We start from the raw sequence: 18383 nt of genomic DNA on the forward strand, positions 1-18383 counted from the left end.
CGCGCCGGCGAAGATGCCCGGCCGAAAGGTCGCGACACCATAAGGACGGCGGCGAATGTGGCAAGAGATACGTGGCCGCCCGGCTTTCACGCCTTTGTGTCCCGCCCCTGCGACAGGACGGCGCAGCCGAGCCGCTCCAGCGCCGCGCGCAGCTTGTCGTCCGCGACGTCGCCGATATCGCGGGCGACGCTCGCCCGAGTCGCCTCGTCGACGGCCGGCGCGGGCTGGCGCGGCGCCGGACGCGCGATCGGCCCTTGGCGCAGGGCGAGGCGGCCGACGCAGCGCCAGCCGAAATGAGCGTTGACGCGCTCGACCACGACGGGGGCCATGTGCTGCAGGTCGAGCGCGAAGCTCGAGGCGACGCGCACCACCAGCGTCGCCGGCTCGGAGCGCTCGTCGGGCGCCATGTGACGGTGGCGGCGCGGCCATTCGAGCCGCATCGGCTCGGTGAAGCGGGCAAGGCGCTCGCCAACGATCTCCGGCCAGGCGAGGACGATATCCGAGGAGGCGAAGCCTTGCGCGGCAAGCGCCGGAGCAATGCAGCGCTCGACGAGGTCGGACAGGTGCTTGGGAGCCGCCATGGAATCTGATGCCGATGCTTGCGCCGCGCGGGCGGCCGGTTATGAGAGGGGCCATGGTATCCGTCCTCGACGCGCCCTCCAAGACCGACAGCACCGAAAGCGCCGCCGCGCTGCTGGCGTGGTACGACCGCCACAGGCGCATTCTGCCCTGGCGGGCCCTGCCCGGCGAGACGCCGGACCCTTACCGCGTCTGGCTGTCCGAGATCATGCTGCAGCAGACGACAGTGACGGCCGTGAAGCCCTATTATGAGCGCTTCCTCGCCCGCTTCCCAACCGTCGAGGCGCTGGCGCAGGCGCCGCAGGAGGCGGTGATGCAGGCCTGGGCGGGCCTCGGCTATTATTCGCGCGCCCGCAACCTGCACGCCTGCGCCAAGATGGTCGTCGCCGTGCACGGCGGGCGCTTTCCCGCCGAGGAGAAGGCGCTTCTTTCCCTGCCGGGCATCGGCGCCTATACGGCCGGGGCGATCGCGGCGATCGCCTTCGGCAAGGTCGCGGTCGCCGTCGACGGCAATGTCGAGCGCGTCATGAGCCGCCTCCACGCCGTCACGGAGCCGCTGCCCAGCGCCAAGCCGCTCATCCGGGAGCTGACGCTGGCGATGGTGCCGCAGCGCCGGCCGGGCGACTTCGCCCAGGCGCTGATGGACCTCGGCGCCACCATCTGCACGCCGAAGAAGCCGGCCTGCGTCCTCTGCCCCCTCGCCTTGCCATGTCGCGCCCGCGCCGCGGCGTTGGCCGAGACCTTCCCGCGCAAGGAGACGAAAACCACCGGGCGGCTGCGCCGCGGCGCGGCCTTCGTCGCGCTGCGTGCGGACGGCCGCGTGCTCCTGCGCACGCGGCCGCCGAAGGGCCTGCTCGGCGGCATGGCTGAAGTGCCGGTGAGCGACTGGCGGCACGATTACGCAATCAGCGAGGCGCTGCGGGACGCGCCGCTGGCGGGCCCCTGGCGCCGGGCACCGGGCACGGTGCGGCACGTCTTCACGCATTTCCCGCTGGAGCTCGCCGTTTTCACGGCGACGTTCGGCATCGATACCGCGCCGCCCGCCGGCGGGCGCTGGGTGCCCCGGCACGATCTTGCCGGCGAGGCGCTGCCCAATGTCATGCGCAAGGTGCTGGAGAAGGCGCTGGGGGGCTGAGCGCCGTCATCGGCGCGGAGTACGTGGCGTGGCGATAGACATGAGGCGAGCCTTCGGCTCGGCTTCGCGCGATGGACCCCGGCTCGCCTTCCGCTTCGCTCCATGCGTTCGGGGAACGAGGTTCCTCTAGGGAACGAGGTTCCTCTCAAAGCACGCCCTTGTTTTCCGGCCCGCATGCGCGAAGCGCAGGCGAGAGCCGGGAACCAGCGCAAGAAGCCGATGCCCGAGGAGGGCATCGCCGCATCTTGTCACCCACCGTCCGCCTGCGGCGCGTAGGTGCCGAAGCTCCACAGATTCCCTTCGAGGTCGCGGGCCGTGTATTCGCGCGAGCCGTAAGGCTGGTCCTTGATGTCGAGGACGATCTCGGCGCCGGCTGCCTTCGCGCGGGCATAATGGGCGTCGGCATCGTCGACGACGACATAGATGCCCTGGTTGACGGCGCCAAGCTCGGCCGGCGTGCGCATGCCGAGGGCGTCGTCCTTCATCTCGCCGAGCATGATGAAGCCGCCGTCGTAGGACAGCTCGGCATGGGCGACCTTGCCGACCTCATCCTCATAGACCGCATGGCGGGCCAAGCCGAAGGCCTCGCACAGCCAGCCGATAGCCTTCTGCGCATCGCGATAGCGCAGGAAGGGGATGATGCGTGCCTTGCCCTGCCGTTCCGTCGTCATGGCCACCTCCGCAAGCTCGTTGAAGTGCTATCGTGGAGCGCCACGATGGCAAAGGCGTGGCTCGTCAGCCGCGCGCCGGCCAGACCTCGCGGTCGATGTCGAGATCCGGGAAGCGGCTCGAATCGAAGACGGGGTTGTCGATGCCCTCGGCAATCTGCCGGTCGTAGTCCCGCATGACGCGCAGGCCGGTGCGGAACAGGAGCGCGACGGCGACGAGGTTGACGACGGCGAGCAGGCCCATGGTGATGTCGGCGAAGGCGAAGACGGTGCTGAGATCCTGCACCGATCCCCAGAAGACGAGCGCCATCACCATGATGCGGAAGACGGTAAAGACGGTGATATCGTTGCCGGAGAAGAAGTCGATGCTCGTCTCGCCGAGGTAGTAGTTATAGATGATCGAGGTGAAGACGAAGAGCATCAGGGCGATGCTGACGTAGATCCGCCCCCATTCGCCGACGAAACCCGCCACCGCCTGCTGGGTGAGCGCAACGCCCGCCGGCTCCCCGCCCGGCGCAAAAGCCGGCGACAGGAGGATGATGAAAGCGGTGCAGCTGCAGATGACGATGGTGTCGATGAAGACGCTGAACGCCTGCACGATGCCCTGTGAGGCAGGGTGCGGCACATGGGCGACGGCCGCAACGTTCGGCGCGCTGCCGAGCCCCGCCTCGTTCGAGAAGAGGCCGCGCTTGACGCCGAGGAGGATGGCCGCCCCCATGCCCCCGCCGATGGCTGGCTCGAGGCCGAAGGCGCTCTTGACGATGAGCGCGAAGACGGCAGGCACTTCGCCGAGATGGGTCACGACCACGAAGAGCGCGAGCAGGATGTAGCCGCCGGCCATCACCGGCACCAGCACGTCGGCTACCTGGGCGATGCGCTTGACGCCGCCGAAGATGATGATGCCGAGCACCACGGTCAGCGCCGCCCCCGTCCAGTGCGGGGCGATGCCGAACGAATCGGCCAGGGAGGTGGCGACCGTGTAGGACTGCACTGCGTTGAAGCCGAAGCCGAAGGTGACGAGCAGCAGCACCGAGAAGACCATGGCGAGCCAGCGCTGCCGGAGGCCGCGGGCGATGTAGAAGGCCGGCCCGCCGCGATAGCTGCCGTCAGGCTCGGGCTGTTTGTAGAGCTGGGCGAGCGTGCACTCGAAATAGCTCGTCGCCATGCCGATGAGCGCGACGATCCACATCCAGAAGATGGCGCCGGGCCCGCCGAGCGTGATGGCCACCGCCACGCCCGCGATATTGCCAGCGCCGACCCGCCCGGCAACGCTCAGCATCAGTGCCTGGAAGGAACTGAGATGCCCCGGCTGCCGGCGCACCGCCTCGCCGAGCACGCCGAACATGCGCCCGAAATAGCGGAACTGCACGAAGCGCGAGCCGACGCTGAAGACAAGGCCGAGGGCAATCAGGCCGACGACGAGAACCTTCCCCCACAGAAGGTCGTCGAGAAAAGCGAGCATTCCCATTCTCCTCCCTGTGATGGCGGCTGCAGCTGCCGCCCTACTGCCAGGCGTCCGGACACCCTGTTGTTGGACCTCTTCTTGGCGGCAGCCGAACGATGAGGCCGGGGAGTGCGCGGCGGGGGGTGGAATGTCAACGGGCAGGATGTGCCGGGCGTCTCGCCGCCCCGGCAACGGGTGCCTCAGGCGGCCTCCGCCATGGCCGCCCTGAGCGCGCTGCGGAAGGTGTCGATGACAACGAGTTCGCCGTTCTGCTCGGCGTGCCAGAAGGTCCAGCCGTTGCAGGACGGCAGCCCCTGCACGAGGGCGCCGATCTTGTGGATGGAGCCGACGGCCGGCGGGACGCTCAGCGTGCCATCGGCGCGCACCGTCGCCCGCCAGCGGCGCCGCGCATCCGTCAGCACGGTGCCGGGCGCAACGAGACCGGCCTCGACGGCTGCGAGGAAAGGCACGCGCGGCTCGGTGCGCTTGGCCGGGGCGGCGGCAAAAGCCGCGGCATCGACGGGCTGCGCCGCGGCGATCCGTGCCTCGGCGGCGGCGGCATAGGCCGGCTCGCGTTCGATGCCGATGAAATGGCGACCGAGCTTCTTGGCCACGGCCCCGGTCGTGCCGGAGCCGAAGAAGGGGTCGAGCACCACGTCGCCCGGGTTGGTAGCGGCGAGCAGCACGCGCGCGAGCAGGGCCTCGGGCTTCTGCGTCGGGTGCAACTTGCGTCCGTCGGCGTCCTTCAGGCGCTCCTCGCCGGTGCACAGCGGGATGAACCAGTCCGAGCGCATCTGCGTGTCTTCGTTGCCCGCCTTCAGAGCCTCGTAGTGGAAGGTGTAGTTCTTTGCCTCGGGCCCGCGTGCCGCCCAGATCAGAGTCTCGTGCGCATTGGTAAAGCGGCGGCCGCGGAAGTTCGGCATCGGGTTGGCCTTGCGCCACACGACGTCGTTGAGGATCCAGAAGCCGATGTCCTGCAGCGCCGTGCCGACGCGGAAGATGTTGTGGTAGGAGCCGATGACGAAAAGCGTCGCGTTTTTCTTCATCACGCGCCGGCACTGGGCGAGCCAGGCACGTGTGAAGGCATCGTATTCGGCGAAGCTCCCGAACTTGTCCCAGTCGTCGTCAACGGCATCGACGAGGCTGTTGTCGGGACGCGTCAGCGCCCCCTCGAGCTGGAGGTTGTAGGGCGGATCCGCGAAGACGAGGTCGACGCTCTCGTCCGGCAGGCTGTACAGCCCGGCGAGACAATCGTCGAGGATGATCCGGTCGAGGGGCACGCCTGCCCTGTTCACCCGACCCGACGGCGCGGGCGCCCCGGTACGCGAGACCTTGATCCGGGGCGCGGCGCCGACGGCACCGGTACGCGAAATACCCATGTCGTCTTTACCGGTTACGCTACTGACGAACCGGATCATGCAGACGATCGGTAAAGGCGAGGTTGAACGTGGTTAATGGTGCAATGTGTCGTTTTGGGGCTGCAATTTTTGCCCAATCGGAAAGACAGTCGGCTGCCGCTGGTGGGCAGTCGGCAGGGGGCATGAACGCGTGATCCACCGGCGCGCCGCGTGGATGCGGGCCCAGGCGCCCACCGATAAGCCAGGGCCTACTGCCGGACCGGCTCCAGCCCCTTGAACGGTGCCATGCCGGCGCGCGCGAGGGCATCGACGCGCTCGTTCTCCGGGTGGCCGGCGTGGCCCCGCACCCAGTGCCAGGTGACGTCGTGGCGCTGGCGGGCCGTGTCGAGACGGCGCCAGAGATCCTCGTTCTTCACCGGCTTCCTGTCGGCCGTCTTCCAGCCGCGGGCCTTCCAGCCGTGCATCCACTGGGTGATGCCGTGGCGCACATATTGCGAATCGGTGAAGAGGTCGACCGCGCAGGGGCGCTTGAGGGCCTCGAGCGCCATGATGGCCGCCATCAGCTCCATGCGGTTGTTGGTCGTTTCGGGCTCGCCGCCCGACAATTCCTTCTCTTTGCCCTGATAGACGAGGAGCGCGCCCCAGCCGCCGGGGCCAGGGTTGCCCGAGCAGGCACCGTCCGTATAGATCGCCACCCTGTCCCTGGTCATCGGGCGAGGCCGTATTCGGCCGCGCTCGCGACACGGCGGTGGAACGAGAGCTTGCGGTCGTATTCGAGCGGGTCCTTCGGCTTCACCAGCGCCCCCGGGGGGACGTCGAGCCAGTCGACGAGCCGCGTCAGCATGAAGCGCAGGGCCGCGCCCCGGCACAGGATGGGGAGCGCCGCGACCTCGGCGTCCTCGAGCCGGCGCACGCGCTCATAGGCCGTGAGCATCGCCTGGCCCTTCGTCAGGTTGAACGAGCCGTCCGCCTCGAAGCACCAGGCGTTGAGGCAGATGGCGAGGTCGTAGGCGAAGGCGTCCGTGCAGGCGAAGTAGAAGTCGATGAGGCCGGACAGCCGGCCGGCGATGAAGAACACGTTGTCCGGAAACAGATCGGCATGGATGACGCCGCCCGGCAGGCCTACCGGCCAGGTGCGTTCCAGATCGTCGAGGGCTGCAAGCGTGCGCGCGGCAAGGCCGGGCGAGACCGTGTCGGCTCGCCCATCCGCCTGCATGAATAGCGGCCGCCAGGCGGGCAGCGACAGCGCATTCTCGCGCCGCATCGCGAAATCGGCGCCGGCCAGATGCAGGCGCGCCAGCGCCTCGCCGACACCGTCGCAATGGCCGGCCGTCGGGCGCTTCACCCACATGCCGTCGAGGAAGGTGACGATGGCCGCGGGCCGCCCGGCGAGGCGGCCGAGCGCCTCCCTCTCCCGGTTCAGAACCGGCTGGGGGCAGGTGATGCCGCGCTGGGCGAGATGGCGCATGAGACCGATGAAGAACGGCAGGTCCTCCTCCTTCACCCGCTTCTCGTAGAGGGTGAGGATGTAGAAGCCGCGCTCGGTGTGCAGCAGGAAGTTGGAGTTCTCGACCCCCTCGGCGATGCCCTTGACGGCGAGCACCGCGCCGATGTCGTAGCGGGCGACGAAGGCGGCGAGTTCCTCGTCGGCAACCTCGGTATAGACTGCCACGCGCCTACTCCGCCGCTTCCCCGCGCAATTCGCGCGGCAGGGGGAAGAAGACGCTCTCGTCCGCCGTCGAGACGGTCTCGACGCTGACCGCATAGCGTTCGGCGAAGGCGTCGATGATCTCCTCCACCAGCACCTCCGGCGCAGAGGCGCCCGCAGTCAGCCCGAGGCGGCGGATGTTGCCGAAGATCGACCAGTCGATGTCGTCGGCGCGCAGCACGAGGCGTGCGGCCGGACAGCCGGCCCGCTCCGCCACCTCGCGCAGGCGTTGCGAGTTCGACGAGTTGGGCGAGCCCACCACGATCATCGCGTCCACCTGCGGGGCGACGCGCTTGACCGCCTCCTGGCGGTTGGTCGTCGCATAGCAGATGTCCTCCTTGTGTGGACCGACGATGGCGGGAAAGCGCGCCTTCAGCGTCTCGACGATCTCGCGCGTGTCGTCGACCGACAGCGTCGTCTGCGTCACATAAGCGAGCCCGCCGTCATCGGGGGCCGTGAAGGCTGCCACATCGGCCACCGTCTCGACGAGGGAAATCGCACCTTCGGGCAACTGACCCATGGTGCCGACGACCTCCGGATGGCCGGCATGGCCGACGAGCACCACATGGCGGCCGCGGCGAAAGTGCACCTCCGCCTCGCGGTGCACCTTGGTGACCAGGGGGCAGGTGGCGTCGATGGCGAAGAAATTGCGCCGCCCGGCATCCTCGGGCACCGCCTTGGGCACGCCGTGTGCCGAGAAGATGACGGGCGCGCTCGTCGGCGGGATCTCGTCGAGCTCGTCGACGAAGACGGCGCCCTTCCGGCGCAGGCTCTCCACGACGTATTTATTGTGGACGATCTCGTGGCGCACGTAGACCGGCGGTCCGTAGAGCGCAAGCGCCTTCTCGACGGCATCGATGGCGCGCACGACGCCCGCGCAGAAGCCGCGCGGGGCACAGATCAACACGCTCAGGGGTGGCTTTTCGGCAACGCTCATCGAAACACCGGTCACGATCGTGCGGGGGATGTGGCGGCAGGCGGGTACTCATGTCAAGAACGGCATCGCCGCTGCGACGACGCGCGACGGAAGCTGCAGCCCCCGACGATCCGACCGAGCCATGCCGTCCCCCATCCGCCTCGCCATCTTCGACATGGACGACGTGCTGTGCCACTACGACCGCGACCGGCGCCTCGCCGAGCTGTCGCGCCTGTCGGGGCGGAGCATCAACGAGATCCTGACGGATATCTGGGCGAGCGGCTTCGAGGACCGGGCCGACGCCGGGGCGATGGATGCCGAGACCTATCTTTCCGGTTTCGGCGAGCGCCTGGGCTATGCCATCACGCGTGACGAATGGGTGGAGGCGCGCCGCCTCGGCATGGTGCCGTTCCCCGACAGCCTGGCGCTGCTCGCCCGCGTGAAGGAGAAGGCGACCGTCGCGGTGCTCACCAACAACGGCTTCCTCACCGGCGAGGAGATCGACCGCCTGTTCCCGGGGCTGCGCCACCTCGTCGACGACCGGGTGTTCGTGTCCGCCCGCTTCGGCACGAAGAAGCCCGATCCTGAGATCTACCGGCGCCTGTGCGCCGAGTTCGGCGTCGCCCCTGAGGAGGCCTTCTTCACCGACGACAAGCCGTGGAACGTCGCGGGGGCGGTGAAGGCCGGCCTCGAGGGTCACGTCTTCGACGGTGCCGAGGGCCTGCGGCGCGCACTCAACCGCCTCGCTCTGGTGTGAGGCCATGCCGCCGGGCCTTGTGCCGGATACGCCTATGGCGTGACCAAATGGCCCAGCGGGGCTGCTCACCTCTCCGAAACGTCGCGGAGGGCGAGAGAAGAGCGGTTGGCTTCCGCGACCTGCGCTCGACCCGCGTCTGTTCGCCTCTCTCGGCCTGTATCCTCCGCCGACATTCCGCTTGCGCTCGGCATGTTCTAGTTGTTCATGAAGTGCGCTCCGGCGATGGTGCCTTGCGGATATTTGGCCAGACGCTGGCCGACCATTGCTCCAGGGCGTTTTGCCCGCATCGCCACGGCCGCGGGCCAGCCAAGAGTTTCCCATGGCCGACGCCGCCGAACATGCGAGTTTCCTGCCGCCGATCCTGACCTTCTGCGCCGCGGCCGTGATCGCCGTGCCGCTCTTTCGCAAGCTCGGGCTCGGCGCCGTGCTCGGCTATCTCATCGCCGGCATCGTCATCGGCCCATCGGTGATGGGCCTCGTCGGCGAGGCGGAGAACGTGCGCGGCGTCGCCGAGCTCGGCGTCGTGCTGCTGCTCTTCATCATCGGCCTCGAACTGAAGATATCGAACCTCTTCGCCATGCGACGCGACATCTTCGGCCTCGGGCTGGCGCAGATCGTCCTGACCTGTGCGCTGATCGCGACGGTTGCCGCCCTGCTCGGCCACAGCGCGCGCGGCATGATCGTCACAGGGCTTGCGCTGTCTCTGTCCGCAACGGCCATCGCGCTACAGGTGCTCGAGGAGCGGCGCGACCTCGCCACCCGCTATGGCCAGCGCACCTTCTCCATCCTGCTGTTCCAGGACCTGTCCATCGTCCCCATCCTCGCGCTCGTGCCGCTGCTCGCCAACACCGAGGCGCTCGGCAGCGGCCAGGCGCTGGCGGGCGCGGCCGGCGCCTGCGCGCGGGCCTTTGCCGCCGTCGCGCTGGTCGTGATCGTCGGCCGCTATCTGCTCAATCCGCTGTTCCGGCTGCTCGCCGCAAGCGGCGCCCGCGAGGTCATGACCGCCGCCGCGCTCCTCGTCGTGCTCGGCGCCGCCATGCTGATGGAACAGGTCGGCCTGTCCATGGCCATGGGCGCGTTCCTCGCCGGGGTGCTCCTTGCCGAGTCGAATTTCCGCCACCAGCTCGAGGCCGACATCGAGCCTTTCCGCGGCCTGCTGCTCGGCCTCTTCTTCATGAGCGTCGGCATGTCGCTCGATGCGAACTACGTGCGGCAGAACGCGCTGCTGCTCCTCGTCCTCGCCCCGGCGCTCGTCATCGGCAAGAGCCTCATCGCCGCCGCTCTCGCCCGCGGCTTCGGCTCCTCCTGGCCGGATGCGCTGCGCATCGGCGCCCTGCTCGCCCCGGCAGGCGAGTTCTCCTTCGTCCTTGTGCCGCTGGGCGGCGAGGTGGGGCTGCTGACGGGCGAGCGCGTGCAGGTCATCACGGCGCTCGCCGCCCTCACCATGCTGCTCGGGCCGCTGTTCGCCAAGCTCATCGAGAGCCAGCTCGCCCTCAGGTCGGGGGGCGAGGAGCCGGCGCCGGACGACCTGCCCGCCGGCGAGGCCGGAGGCAGCGTCATCGTCATCGGCTTCGGCCGCTTCGGCCAAGTGGTCAACCAGGTGCTGCTCGCGAACGGGGCCGACGTGACGGTGATCGACCGCAACATCGACAGCATCCGCAGCGCAGCCCGCTTCGGCTTCAAGGTTTACTACGGCGACGGCACGCGCCTCGACGTGCTGCGTGCGGCGGGGGCAGGCTCGGCAGATGTCGTCTGCGTCTGCGTCGACGACGCGGCCGCCGCCCTGAAGATTGCGGAGATCGTCCATGCGGAGTTCCCGCGCGCCCGCACCTTCGTGCGCGCGATCGACCGGCCGCATGCTATCGCGCTCATGAACCGCGAGGTCGACTTCCAGCTTCGCGAGACCTTCGAATCGGCATTGCAATTCGGCCGCGCCACGCTCGAGGAGCTCGGGGTCGACGCGGAAGCGGCCCGGCTCGTGACCGAGGACGTGCGCCGGCGCGACATCGCCCGGCTCGTGCTGCAGCGGAGCGACGGCCTCCTCGGCGGGCAGGATCTGCTGCACGGCGTGAAGGTGAAGCCCGAGCCGCTGACGCCGCCGAAGCGCAAGGCGGCCGGCCTCAGCGCCGAGACGCGCGACCTCGTCGCCGACGCCGAGGCGCGTCCGTGAGCATCGATGGTGCGAAGACGGGCGACGCCGCACAGCGCGAGCGTGCCTGTCCCGGCCCGGCGTCCGCAGGCAGCGAAGCCGGAAAGTTCACGCAAGGCTCGACGCTGCGCCACGTCCTCGTGATGACGGCCGCCGGGGCTGTCGGGCTCGTCGCGGTCTTCGTCGTCGACTTCCTGTCGCTCCTCTACATCTCCTGGCTTGGGAAGCCTGCGCTCACCGCCGGCGTCGGCTTCGCCACCATCGTCCTCTTCTTCGCCACCTCCATCAACATCGGCCTCATGATCGCGGTCGGCGCCCTCGTGTCGCGCGCCCTCGGCGCGCGCGACCGGGAACGGGCGCGGCGGCTCGCGGCCTCGGCCATGGTGCAGACGGGTTTCGTCGCCGGCCTCGTCGGCCTCGGCGCCCTGCCCTTCCTCGAGCCCCTGCTCGCCCTGCTCGGCGCCGATGGCGAGGCACGGGAGGCGGCCATCCGCTTCCTCATGATCGCGCTGCCCGCCAATGTCTTCATGGGCCTCGGCATGGCACTCTCGGGCGTGCTGCGCGCCGTCGGCGACGCGCGCCGCTCGATGTATGTGACGCTGTCGGGCGGGCTCGTGACGGCGGTGGCCGACCCCGTCCTCATCCTCGGCCTCGGCTGGGGCGTTGAGGGCGCAGCGACTGCCACGGCGCTGTCGCGCCTCGTCTTCCTGGCGGCGGGGCTCCACGGGGCAGGTCATATCCACGGCCTCCTCGCGCGGCCGCGGCTCGCCCATGTCGTCGCCGACATCAGGCCGACGCTCGCCATCGCGTTGCCGGCCATCCTCGCCAATGTAGCGACGCCGGTGTCGAACGCCTTCGTCGCCAGCGTCATGGCACGTTTCGGCGACGAGGCCATGGCGGCGGTGGCCATCGTCGACCGGCTGGTGCCGCTGTGCTTCGGCGTTGTCTTCGCCTTGTCCGGCGCCGTCGGGCCCATCCTCGGACAGAACTGGGGCGCGCGGCGCTTCGACCGCATGCGCCGCATCCTGCGCGACGCTTTGTCCCTCGTCGTCGTCTATGCCGGCACCATGGGGCTGACGCTCGCCCTCGTCGGTGATGCCGTGCCGATGCTGTTCAACGTTGGCGGCACGGAGACGGGGCGTCTCGTCGCCTTCTTCTGCGTCATCAGCGGCTTCCTGTGGCTGTTCAACGGTCTGTTGTTCGTGGCCAATGCCTCGTTCAACAATCTCGGCTTTCCGCTGCTGTCGACCGGCTTCAACTGGGCCAAGGCGACCGCCGGCACGGTGCCCTTCGCCCTCGCCGGCGCCCATCTCGGCGGACCGGAAGGCATCCTCGTCGGCATCTCCCTAGGCGCGGTCGTCTTCGGCCTCGCCGGCATCCTCACCGCGTTCTGGACGATTGGGCTTCTTGCCCGGCGATAGCCACGGGCCAATGGCACGGCAGCGGTCGGCATGCAGGCCGGATCTCGGGGACGACGTCCGCGCGGGCGCAACCGGAAACTTTGGCGCAGATCACACGGTTTGCCGCCACCGAAGGCGTAGTTGAGCGAGGGCCCCGGGGTACAGGCGCCATTTTCGCGAAATTGCCCGATGTTAACTTCGCACCACGAAGCTCGTCCCGCTTGGAAATTGTCTGAGGTGGACCTTTTCAGATGATGCACAGTTGCGAAGATGGTCGGGCAGAGGCCACGAAGCTGAATGTTTTTATCAAGTTCTACGGCCTTTTCTGGCGCAAACATGCCGTCGATTGGAACAGCCGGCAGCTTCTCGGCCAACCGCAGGGCTGGCTCGGCAAGGGAAACAAGAGGAGCAACATCGATCTCGAGACGATCCAGATGAATTTCTATCGGCAGAAGGGTGTCTACATCCTCTACAGCGAGGCCCTGCAGCCGGTCTATGCAGGCCAGGCGGGGCTTGCGCGCCGGAACACGACCGGCGGGCAGACCATCGGCGACCGGCTCGCCGCCCACAGCCGCGGCATCTATCGGAACGGCTGGTCGCTGTTCTCCTGGTTCGGCTTTCTCGATACGGAACGCTCTCCGCTCACACGCATGGCGGACGAGCAGCGGCTCAACCCGATCTGGATGCTGCCGGCCGGCCCGCCCTCCGCCCCCGACGCTGCGCTCAACACATTGCTCGCCTCCTTCGAGGCCATCCTGATCGAGGGCTTCACGCCGCGCTTTAACGCCCGCGGAGGCGACCTGCCGCACGCGGTCGTCGTCCACCAGTATGAGCCGGGCCGTCATTGTGCCGATCAGGGCCAGCGCCGACGCGAGGCGGCGTCGCCCTTTCTCAAATGACTGCGAGGCGACGAGCCGCCACCTGCCGCCGCACCGCTCCTGCGGTCTATCGGGCGCGGGCGACAGCCTCTAGAGTCGGAGCTTGCAGCCACGCCCACGAGAGGCGACCGGGAGGAGCGCGCCATGTTCAACCTGTTCGAGATCATCCAGTCGGCCCAGGGCGGCACGGCCTTCGATAACATCGCCCGGCAGTTCGGCCTGTCCAACAAGGAGGTCGAGCGGGCCGTCGAGGCGCTCCTGCCGGCCTTCACGGTCGGCCTGCAGCGCACAAGCCAGGATCCATCCGGCCTCATGGGCATGTTTGGCCTCATGAGCGGCGGGCGCTATCGCGCGCCCTTCGAGGACGCGGCGCAGGCCTTCTCGCCCAAAGGCCGCAGCGAGGGCAACGATGTGCTGGCGCAGATCTTCGGCTCGCCGGATATCAGCCGTCAGGTCGCCGCGCAGGCGGCTGCCGTCAGCGGCGTGAGCCAGGAGATCATCAGGAAGATGCTGCCCATCCTCGCCGCCATGCTGATGGGCGGGCTGGCGAAGGGCGCCAGCAATCAGGGCTTCGGCGGCATTCTCGAGCAGTTCGGCAGGATGTTCGGAGCGCCTGAGACCTCGGCCGACAGACGGCCGCCCTCCGGCAGCCCCGATCTCTTCGGGCAGTTGAGCGAGATGATCCAGCGCGGCGCGTTGCCCGGCATGCCGGGCTTCCCGCCGGCCGCGCAGCCTCAGCGGCGCGAGGAGCCGAGCGCTCCGCCCGAGCCACGCAACCCGTACGAAGAGCTGTTCCACGCCTTTCTCGGCGGCCTCGCCGGCAGGCCCGCGGGTGCCGCAGACACACGTGCCGAGCGGGCCGCGTCCGAACCGGAGCAGCCCGTCGCGCCGTTCGATCGCGAGACGATCGGCCGGATGTTCGAGGCCGGGCGCGACATCCAGGAGCAGCAGATCGCCACCATGCGCGCCATTCTCGACAGCTTCTCCAGGAACCGCGGGTAATCCCCGCGCCCGCGGGCGCCCCGGAGAGGAGCGGAGCGCCCGCGGCAGGAGCCCGTCAGCAGCAGGCGCCGGCTGCCGGCGGCTGGATGGCGGCGGGCTTTAGGGCGCTCCGGCGGGTACGGCCCTGCAGGCGCGACCAGGTGATGCGGTGAATCTGCGCCGTCACGAGGGCGCCCTCGGGCGCATCGTCCGTCATGGCGTTGCCGTCCTCAGCGTCCCGCTCCGAGCGCGCGCGCGCGAGATTCACCAGAGCCGCGGTTCTTGCGCGCGCACGTCGATGATAGGCCCTCTCGGCGAGAAGGGTTGTCGGATCCCGGTAGAAGGGCTCCGCCAGGGCGCTGTCGATATCCGTCCTCAAGAGGCCGATGTCCTTCAGCGTGCGGTCATCGAGCTCGGCGAGGCGATAGACCGTGCGGCGATGGAGAAGCGCCCGGGCGGCGGTCTTCACCCTGTCCCAGAGGCTCCGATCGGCGCGACGCGCGCCGGCGGTCCCGAGGGTCGGGGCACTCGTCGGGGCGAACGTCCCCTTCGGCGTCATCAGTTCGCTCATCGTCGTCCTCCAGCAGTGAATGCTCACGCTGCCGCTCCGCGGCCCATAAAAGGGACCCCGTCGCGGATCCGCCCCTTCAAGGGCGGCCACCGACGCGGAACAGTCTGCGAATGCGTGAACTCGAGGAGACTATGACGCAATCCATCCAATCATTGAAACGAATGTTTATGATTGCAAACATCACAGGGTGTGATTGAATATCGTTCACCCGGATGGAGGAGCGACGCCATGGCCCATATGCTCGACATCGATCAGTTGCGCACCTTCGTCGCCATTGCCGATACTGGCTCCTTCACCAAGGCGGCCGACCTCGTGCACAAGACGCAGTCCGCCGTGTCGATGCAGATGAAGCGCCTGGAGGAACGGCTCGGGCGGGCCATCTTCGAGCGTGACGGGCGCTATTCGCGCCTGACCGAGGACGGGGACCGGCTGCTCGATTATGCCCGCCGCATCGTGCGGCTGAACATGGAGTGTCTCGCGAGCTTCGGCGACGTCGACCTTGCGGGCCGCGTGCGGCTCGGCGTGCCGGACGATTACGCCGACCGCTACCTGCCAGAGATCCTGGCGCGTTTCTCGCGCTCCAACCCGAAGGTGGAGGTGACGGTCGTCTGCGAGCCGACGCCGATGCTGGTCGAACGGGTCAATTCCGGCGACATCGACCTTGCCATCATCACCCACGTCGACGGCAAGAACTATTCGGCCGAGATCATCCGCGTCGAGCAATTGCTATGGGTGACGTCGGCGCGCCACTGCGTGCATGACGAGACGCCCGTCCCGCTCGCCCTCGGGCGACCGAACTGCAACTGGCGGCAGAGCGCGACCGAGGCGCTCGAAAAGGCCGGGCGGCCTTTCCGCGTGCTCTATTCCAGCTGGAACTCGACGGCCGTGGGGGCCGCGGTGCTCGCGGGCCTCGCCGTCTCCGTGCTGCCGGAGAGCGCGGTCAGGCCCGGCATGCGGGTGCTCGGCCCCTCGGACGGGATGCCGGCGCTGCCGGCGTGCAAGATCGGCCTCGTGCGCAACCATCACGACCCGACGGCGCTCGCCAATGCGCTCGGCGAACACATCGTCCAGAGCCTCGACAACCTCAACGTCAACCGCCTGCAGGCGGCGGAATAGTGGCCGCTACTGCATCAGGCCGGAATGGGTGTCGGCGAAGATCCGCGACAGGCTGTCGCTGATCAGCGAGGCGTTGACGACGATGCCCAGCATCACGAAGAGCGCGATGAGGCCGTATTCGACCGCCGTCGAACCGCTCTCGTCCTTCAGAAACGCCTTCAGCATGACCGCCTCCATTTGCCCTGCAGCTTGGCGGGGCGGCCTCACCGGGAGGTTAACACCGGCATGGTCGGCGGGGCGGGCGTCACGGCAGGGTGAACCGGGGGTTAATCGTCGGGCGGGCGGACCGGGCGCGTCAGCACGGCAAGATTGCCGGCGAGAACGAGCACGAGGCCGGCGAGCGCCGCGAGCGACCAGACATAGTCCTCGAGCAGTGTGGAGACGCCGAGCGCGACAACCGGGAACATCACTGTCGCGTAGCCCGCGCGCGCCGCACCGATGCGGCCGAGGAGCGTCAGGTAGGCGAAGAAGGCCAGCACCGTGGCCGAGAGGCTGAGAAAGACGAGCGAGCCGAGATAGCGCGCCGTCCATTCCACGGTGAAGGTCGCCCCGGTCATCCCGGCGACAACGGCGGCCCAGGCCGTGCCGTAGAACATGCCCCAGGCCGAGGCGGGCAGGACCGCGATGCGCCGCTTCTGCAAACGGGCCGAGACCATGTTGCCGAGGCAGAAGCACAAGGTCGCCGCGGCGCTGAAGCCGAGGCCGGCGAGCACACCGGACGCGCCCTGCGCGGCGGCAAGGTCGGGCAGGAACATCAGGCCGACGCCGCCCGCCCCCATCAGCGCCGCGAGCGCCACCCGCCCCTCGATGGGCTGGCCGAGGAGGAGCGCGCCGAGGATGAGATTGATGATGGAGGTGAGCGAGAACACCACCGACACGAGACCCGACGTCAGCAGGCCCGCGCCGTAATAGGCGAGGATGAAATTGGTGGAGAACATCAGCACGCCCATCAGCGCGAAGCGGGCGTGGTCGGCGAGCGGATAGCGAAGGCGCATGCCGCGCGCGGCAGCCCAGGCCAGCATCACCGGCGCCGCGATGAGGAAGCGCCAGACGATCGATACTTCCGGCGCGACGACGCCGACCTGCAGTTTCATGGCATACCAGCTCGTGCCCCAGCAGAAGACGAGCAGGGCGTAGAGCGCGAGCGTGCCGCCCGCGAGGCCCTGGCGACCCGCCGGCACACTGGAAATGGTCGTTTCGCTGGAAGGCAAGGCCTGGCTCCATATGCGCCGCCCATGCTAGCGGCCTCCGCATGGCCCGACCAATGCGGAGGGCTGATGCAAGCCATGCGCGGCGCTGATGGTCGGGCCGCGGGAGAGGCCGTGGGGCCCTGCCCGGTCAGTAGGCGTATTCGGAGAAGACGGGATCGACCGAACCCTGCCAAGGCCCGTGGTAACGGACCAGGAGGTCCTCGGCGAGCGTGCGCCCTTCCCCGGCGATCCTGTCGAGCGGGGCGAGGAAATGCGTCTCGTCGCGCCCGTCCGCATTGAGCCGCCCGCGGCGGGCGAGACCGGTGCGGGCGATGGCCAGCACCTCGCGGCCAATTTCAGCGAGGCTGCGCCCGGCAATCGTCGCGGCAAGGCCGAGCCGCGGGGCCGCCTCGCGCAGCGCCTGCCGGTCCGCCGCGCTCCAGCCCTTCACGACGTCCCACGCGGCCGTCAGGCAGTCCTCGTCATAGAGCAGGCCGACCCAGAAGGCCGGCTCGGCGCAGAGCATGCCGGTCGGTCCGCCGTCGGAGCCGCGCATCTCGAGGAAGCGCTTGAGGCGCACCTCGGGAAAGAGCGTCGAGAGGTGGTTCGCCCAGTCCGACATCGTCGCCCGCTCGCCGGGCAGCTGCGGCAGCCGGCCGGCGAGAAGGTCGCGGAAGGAGGCGCCGGCGACGTCGTGGTAGGTATCGCCGCGCTTGACGAAATACATGGGCACGTCGAGCGCCCAGTCGACATAGCGCTCGAAGCCCATGCCATCCTCGAAGGCGAAGGGCAGCATGCCTGTGCGGTCGCGGTCGGTGTCGAGCCAGATATGCGAACGCATGGAGAGAAAGCCGTTGGGCCGACCCGCGGTGAATGGGGAATTGGCGAAGAGCGCGGTGGCAAGCGGCTGCAGCGCCAGCGCCACGCGCAGCTTCTTCACCATGTCCGCCTCGCTCCCGAAATCGAGATTCACCTGCACGGTGGCGGTGCGGAACATCATGTCGAGCCCGAGGCTGCCGACCTCGGGCATGTAGCGGCGCATGATGCCGTAGCGGCTCTTCGGCATCACGGGCGTTTCCTCCCGTGTCCACTTGGGGCTCATGCCGAGGGCGAGGAAGCCGATGCCAAGCGGGCGCGCGATCTCCTTGACCTGGGCGAGGTGGGCGTGCAACTCGCAGCAGGTCTGGTGCACGGTCTCGAGCGGCGCGCCGGAGAGCTCGAACTGCCCGCCGGGCTCGAGCGAGATGGCACCGCCGCCGGTCACGTCGTAGAGGCCGATGGGGTGGTCGTCCTCCATGATCGGCTCCCAGCCGAGCAGGCCCTGCATGCCTTCCAGCAGCCGCCGCACACCGCGCTCGCCCTCGTAGGGCACCGGCGCCAGATCGGCGGTGTAGAAGGGAATCTTCTCGTGTTCCGTGCCGATCCGCCACGCGTCCTTGGGTTTGCAGCCGGCTTCCAGGTAGGCGACGAGATCGTCGCGCGAGCCGATGGGAGTTGTGTCGGACACGTCGCGAGCCATGCGCTGTCTTTCTC

General features: G+C 68.8%; 18 protein-coding genes. 7 read left to right on the forward strand and 11 right to left on the reverse strand.

Annotated elements, in window-relative coordinates; all coding sequences use genetic code 11:
* Positions 1-86: 86 nt before the first annotated feature.
* Complete coding sequence (locus P2T65_RS11220; RefSeq protein ID WP_063189512.1) at positions 87-581, reverse strand: DciA family protein; 495 nt, start codon at positions 579-581, stop codon at positions 87-89.
* Positions 582-634: 53 nt separating this feature from the next.
* On the opposite strand from P2T65_RS11220, the gene mutY reads away from it, so the two are divergent.
* Entirely contained in the window at positions 635-1714 is a 1080-nt protein-coding gene (gene mutY / locus P2T65_RS11225) for an A/G-specific adenine glycosylase (RefSeq protein ID WP_055459260.1), read from the forward strand.
* A gap of 248 nt (positions 1715-1962) precedes the next feature.
* Here the strand turns inward: mutY and P2T65_RS11230 are convergent, their stop codons facing one another.
* The 6 genes from P2T65_RS11230 to ispH form a co-directional block, all read right to left on the reverse strand.
* The gene (locus P2T65_RS11230) at positions 1963-2385 is read right to left on the reverse strand and encodes a VOC family protein (protein ID WP_276199791.1); all 423 of its coding nucleotides are present in this window, start codon (positions 2383-2385) and stop codon (positions 1963-1965) included.
* 64 nt (positions 2386-2449) lie between these two features.
* Entirely contained in the window at positions 2450-3844 is a 1395-nt protein-coding gene (locus P2T65_RS11235) for an alanine/glycine:cation symporter family protein (protein ID WP_055459262.1), read from the reverse strand.
* 182 nt (positions 3845-4026) lie between these two features.
* On the reverse strand, positions 4027-5205 hold the full coding sequence (locus P2T65_RS11240) for a site-specific DNA-methyltransferase (RefSeq protein WP_276199792.1): 1179 nt from the start codon (positions 5203-5205) through the stop codon (positions 4027-4029).
* 227 nt (positions 5206-5432) lie between these two features.
* Positions 5433-5894 (reverse strand): ribonuclease HI, encoded by a 462-nt coding sequence (rnhA, locus tag P2T65_RS11245; RefSeq protein WP_055459264.1) that lies wholly within the window; start codon positions 5892-5894, stop codon positions 5433-5435.
* A complete protein-coding gene (locus P2T65_RS11250) occupies positions 5891-6856 on the reverse strand; it encodes a homoserine kinase (RefSeq protein ID WP_276199793.1) in 966 nt (321 codons plus the stop codon). Before P2T65_RS11250 ends, rnhA begins: the two co-directional genes overlap by 4 nt.
* Positions 6857-6860: 4 nt before the next feature.
* The gene (gene ispH, locus P2T65_RS11255; RefSeq protein WP_055459266.1) at positions 6861-7829 is read right to left on the reverse strand and encodes a 4-hydroxy-3-methylbut-2-enyl diphosphate reductase; all 969 of its coding nucleotides are present in this window, start codon (positions 7827-7829) and stop codon (positions 6861-6863) included.
* Positions 7830-7950: 121 nt separating this feature from the next.
* On the opposite strand from ispH, the gene P2T65_RS11260 reads away from it, so the two are divergent.
* From P2T65_RS11260 to P2T65_RS11280, 5 genes are all read left to right on the forward strand, one after another.
* A complete protein-coding gene (locus tag P2T65_RS11260) occupies positions 7951-8565 on the forward strand; it encodes an HAD family phosphatase (RefSeq protein WP_055459267.1) in 615 nt (204 codons plus the stop codon).
* Between the two features lie 319 nt (positions 8566-8884).
* The gene (locus P2T65_RS11265) at positions 8885-10735 is read left to right on the forward strand and encodes a monovalent cation:proton antiporter-2 (CPA2) family protein (RefSeq protein WP_055459268.1); all 1851 of its coding nucleotides are present in this window, start codon (positions 8885-8887) and stop codon (positions 10733-10735) included.
* Positions 10732-12135 carry an MATE family efflux transporter gene (locus P2T65_RS11270; protein WP_276199794.1) on the forward strand — a complete coding sequence of 468 codons (1404 nt, stop codon included), beginning with the start codon at positions 10732-10734 and terminating at the stop codon, positions 12133-12135. Before P2T65_RS11265 ends, P2T65_RS11270 begins: the two co-directional genes overlap by 4 nt.
* Before the next feature lie 230 nt (positions 12136-12365).
* Positions 12366-13013, forward strand: coding sequence for a hypothetical protein (locus tag P2T65_RS11275; RefSeq protein WP_276199795.1), 648 nt, complete (start codon positions 12366-12368; stop codon positions 13011-13013).
* A 123-nt stretch (positions 13014-13136) separates the two neighbouring features.
* Complete coding sequence (locus tag P2T65_RS11280) at positions 13137-13994, forward strand: DUF937 domain-containing protein (protein ID WP_276199796.1); 858 nt, start codon at positions 13137-13139, stop codon at positions 13992-13994.
* Positions 13995-14049: 55 nt separating this feature from the next.
* Here P2T65_RS11280 and P2T65_RS11285 read toward each other — a convergent pair whose 3' ends face one another.
* Positions 14050-14544 (reverse strand): DUF1127 domain-containing protein, encoded by a 495-nt coding sequence (locus P2T65_RS11285; RefSeq protein ID WP_276199797.1) that lies wholly within the window; start codon positions 14542-14544, stop codon positions 14050-14052.
* Between the two features lie 228 nt (positions 14545-14772).
* On the opposite strand from P2T65_RS11285, the gene P2T65_RS11290 reads away from it, so the two are divergent.
* Complete coding sequence (locus P2T65_RS11290) at positions 14773-15660, forward strand: LysR substrate-binding domain-containing protein (RefSeq protein WP_276199798.1); 888 nt, start codon at positions 14773-14775, stop codon at positions 15658-15660.
* Positions 15661-15666: 6 nt separating this feature from the next.
* On the opposite strand, the gene P2T65_RS11295 is transcribed toward P2T65_RS11290, so the two are convergent.
* The 3 genes from P2T65_RS11295 to P2T65_RS11305 form a co-directional block, all read right to left on the reverse strand.
* Positions 15667-15825, reverse strand: a complete 159-nt coding sequence (locus P2T65_RS11295) for a Flp family type IVb pilin (protein ID WP_245280522.1) — start codon at positions 15823-15825, stop codon at positions 15667-15669.
* 101 nt (positions 15826-15926) lie between these two features.
* On the reverse strand, positions 15927-16871 hold the full coding sequence (locus P2T65_RS11300) for a DMT family transporter (protein ID WP_245280523.1): 945 nt from the start codon (positions 16869-16871) through the stop codon (positions 15927-15929).
* A 127-nt stretch (positions 16872-16998) separates the two neighbouring features.
* Positions 16999-18369, reverse strand: a complete 1371-nt coding sequence (locus P2T65_RS11305; RefSeq protein ID WP_276199799.1) for a glutamate--cysteine ligase — start codon at positions 18367-18369, stop codon at positions 16999-17001.
* Positions 18370-18383 lie beyond the last annotated feature (14 nt).

The sequence above is a fragment of the Chelatococcus sp. XZ-Ab1 genome (genome assembly GCF_029309855.1).
GTDB lineage: Bacteria > Pseudomonadota > Alphaproteobacteria > Rhizobiales > Beijerinckiaceae > Chelatococcus_A > Chelatococcus_A sambhunathii.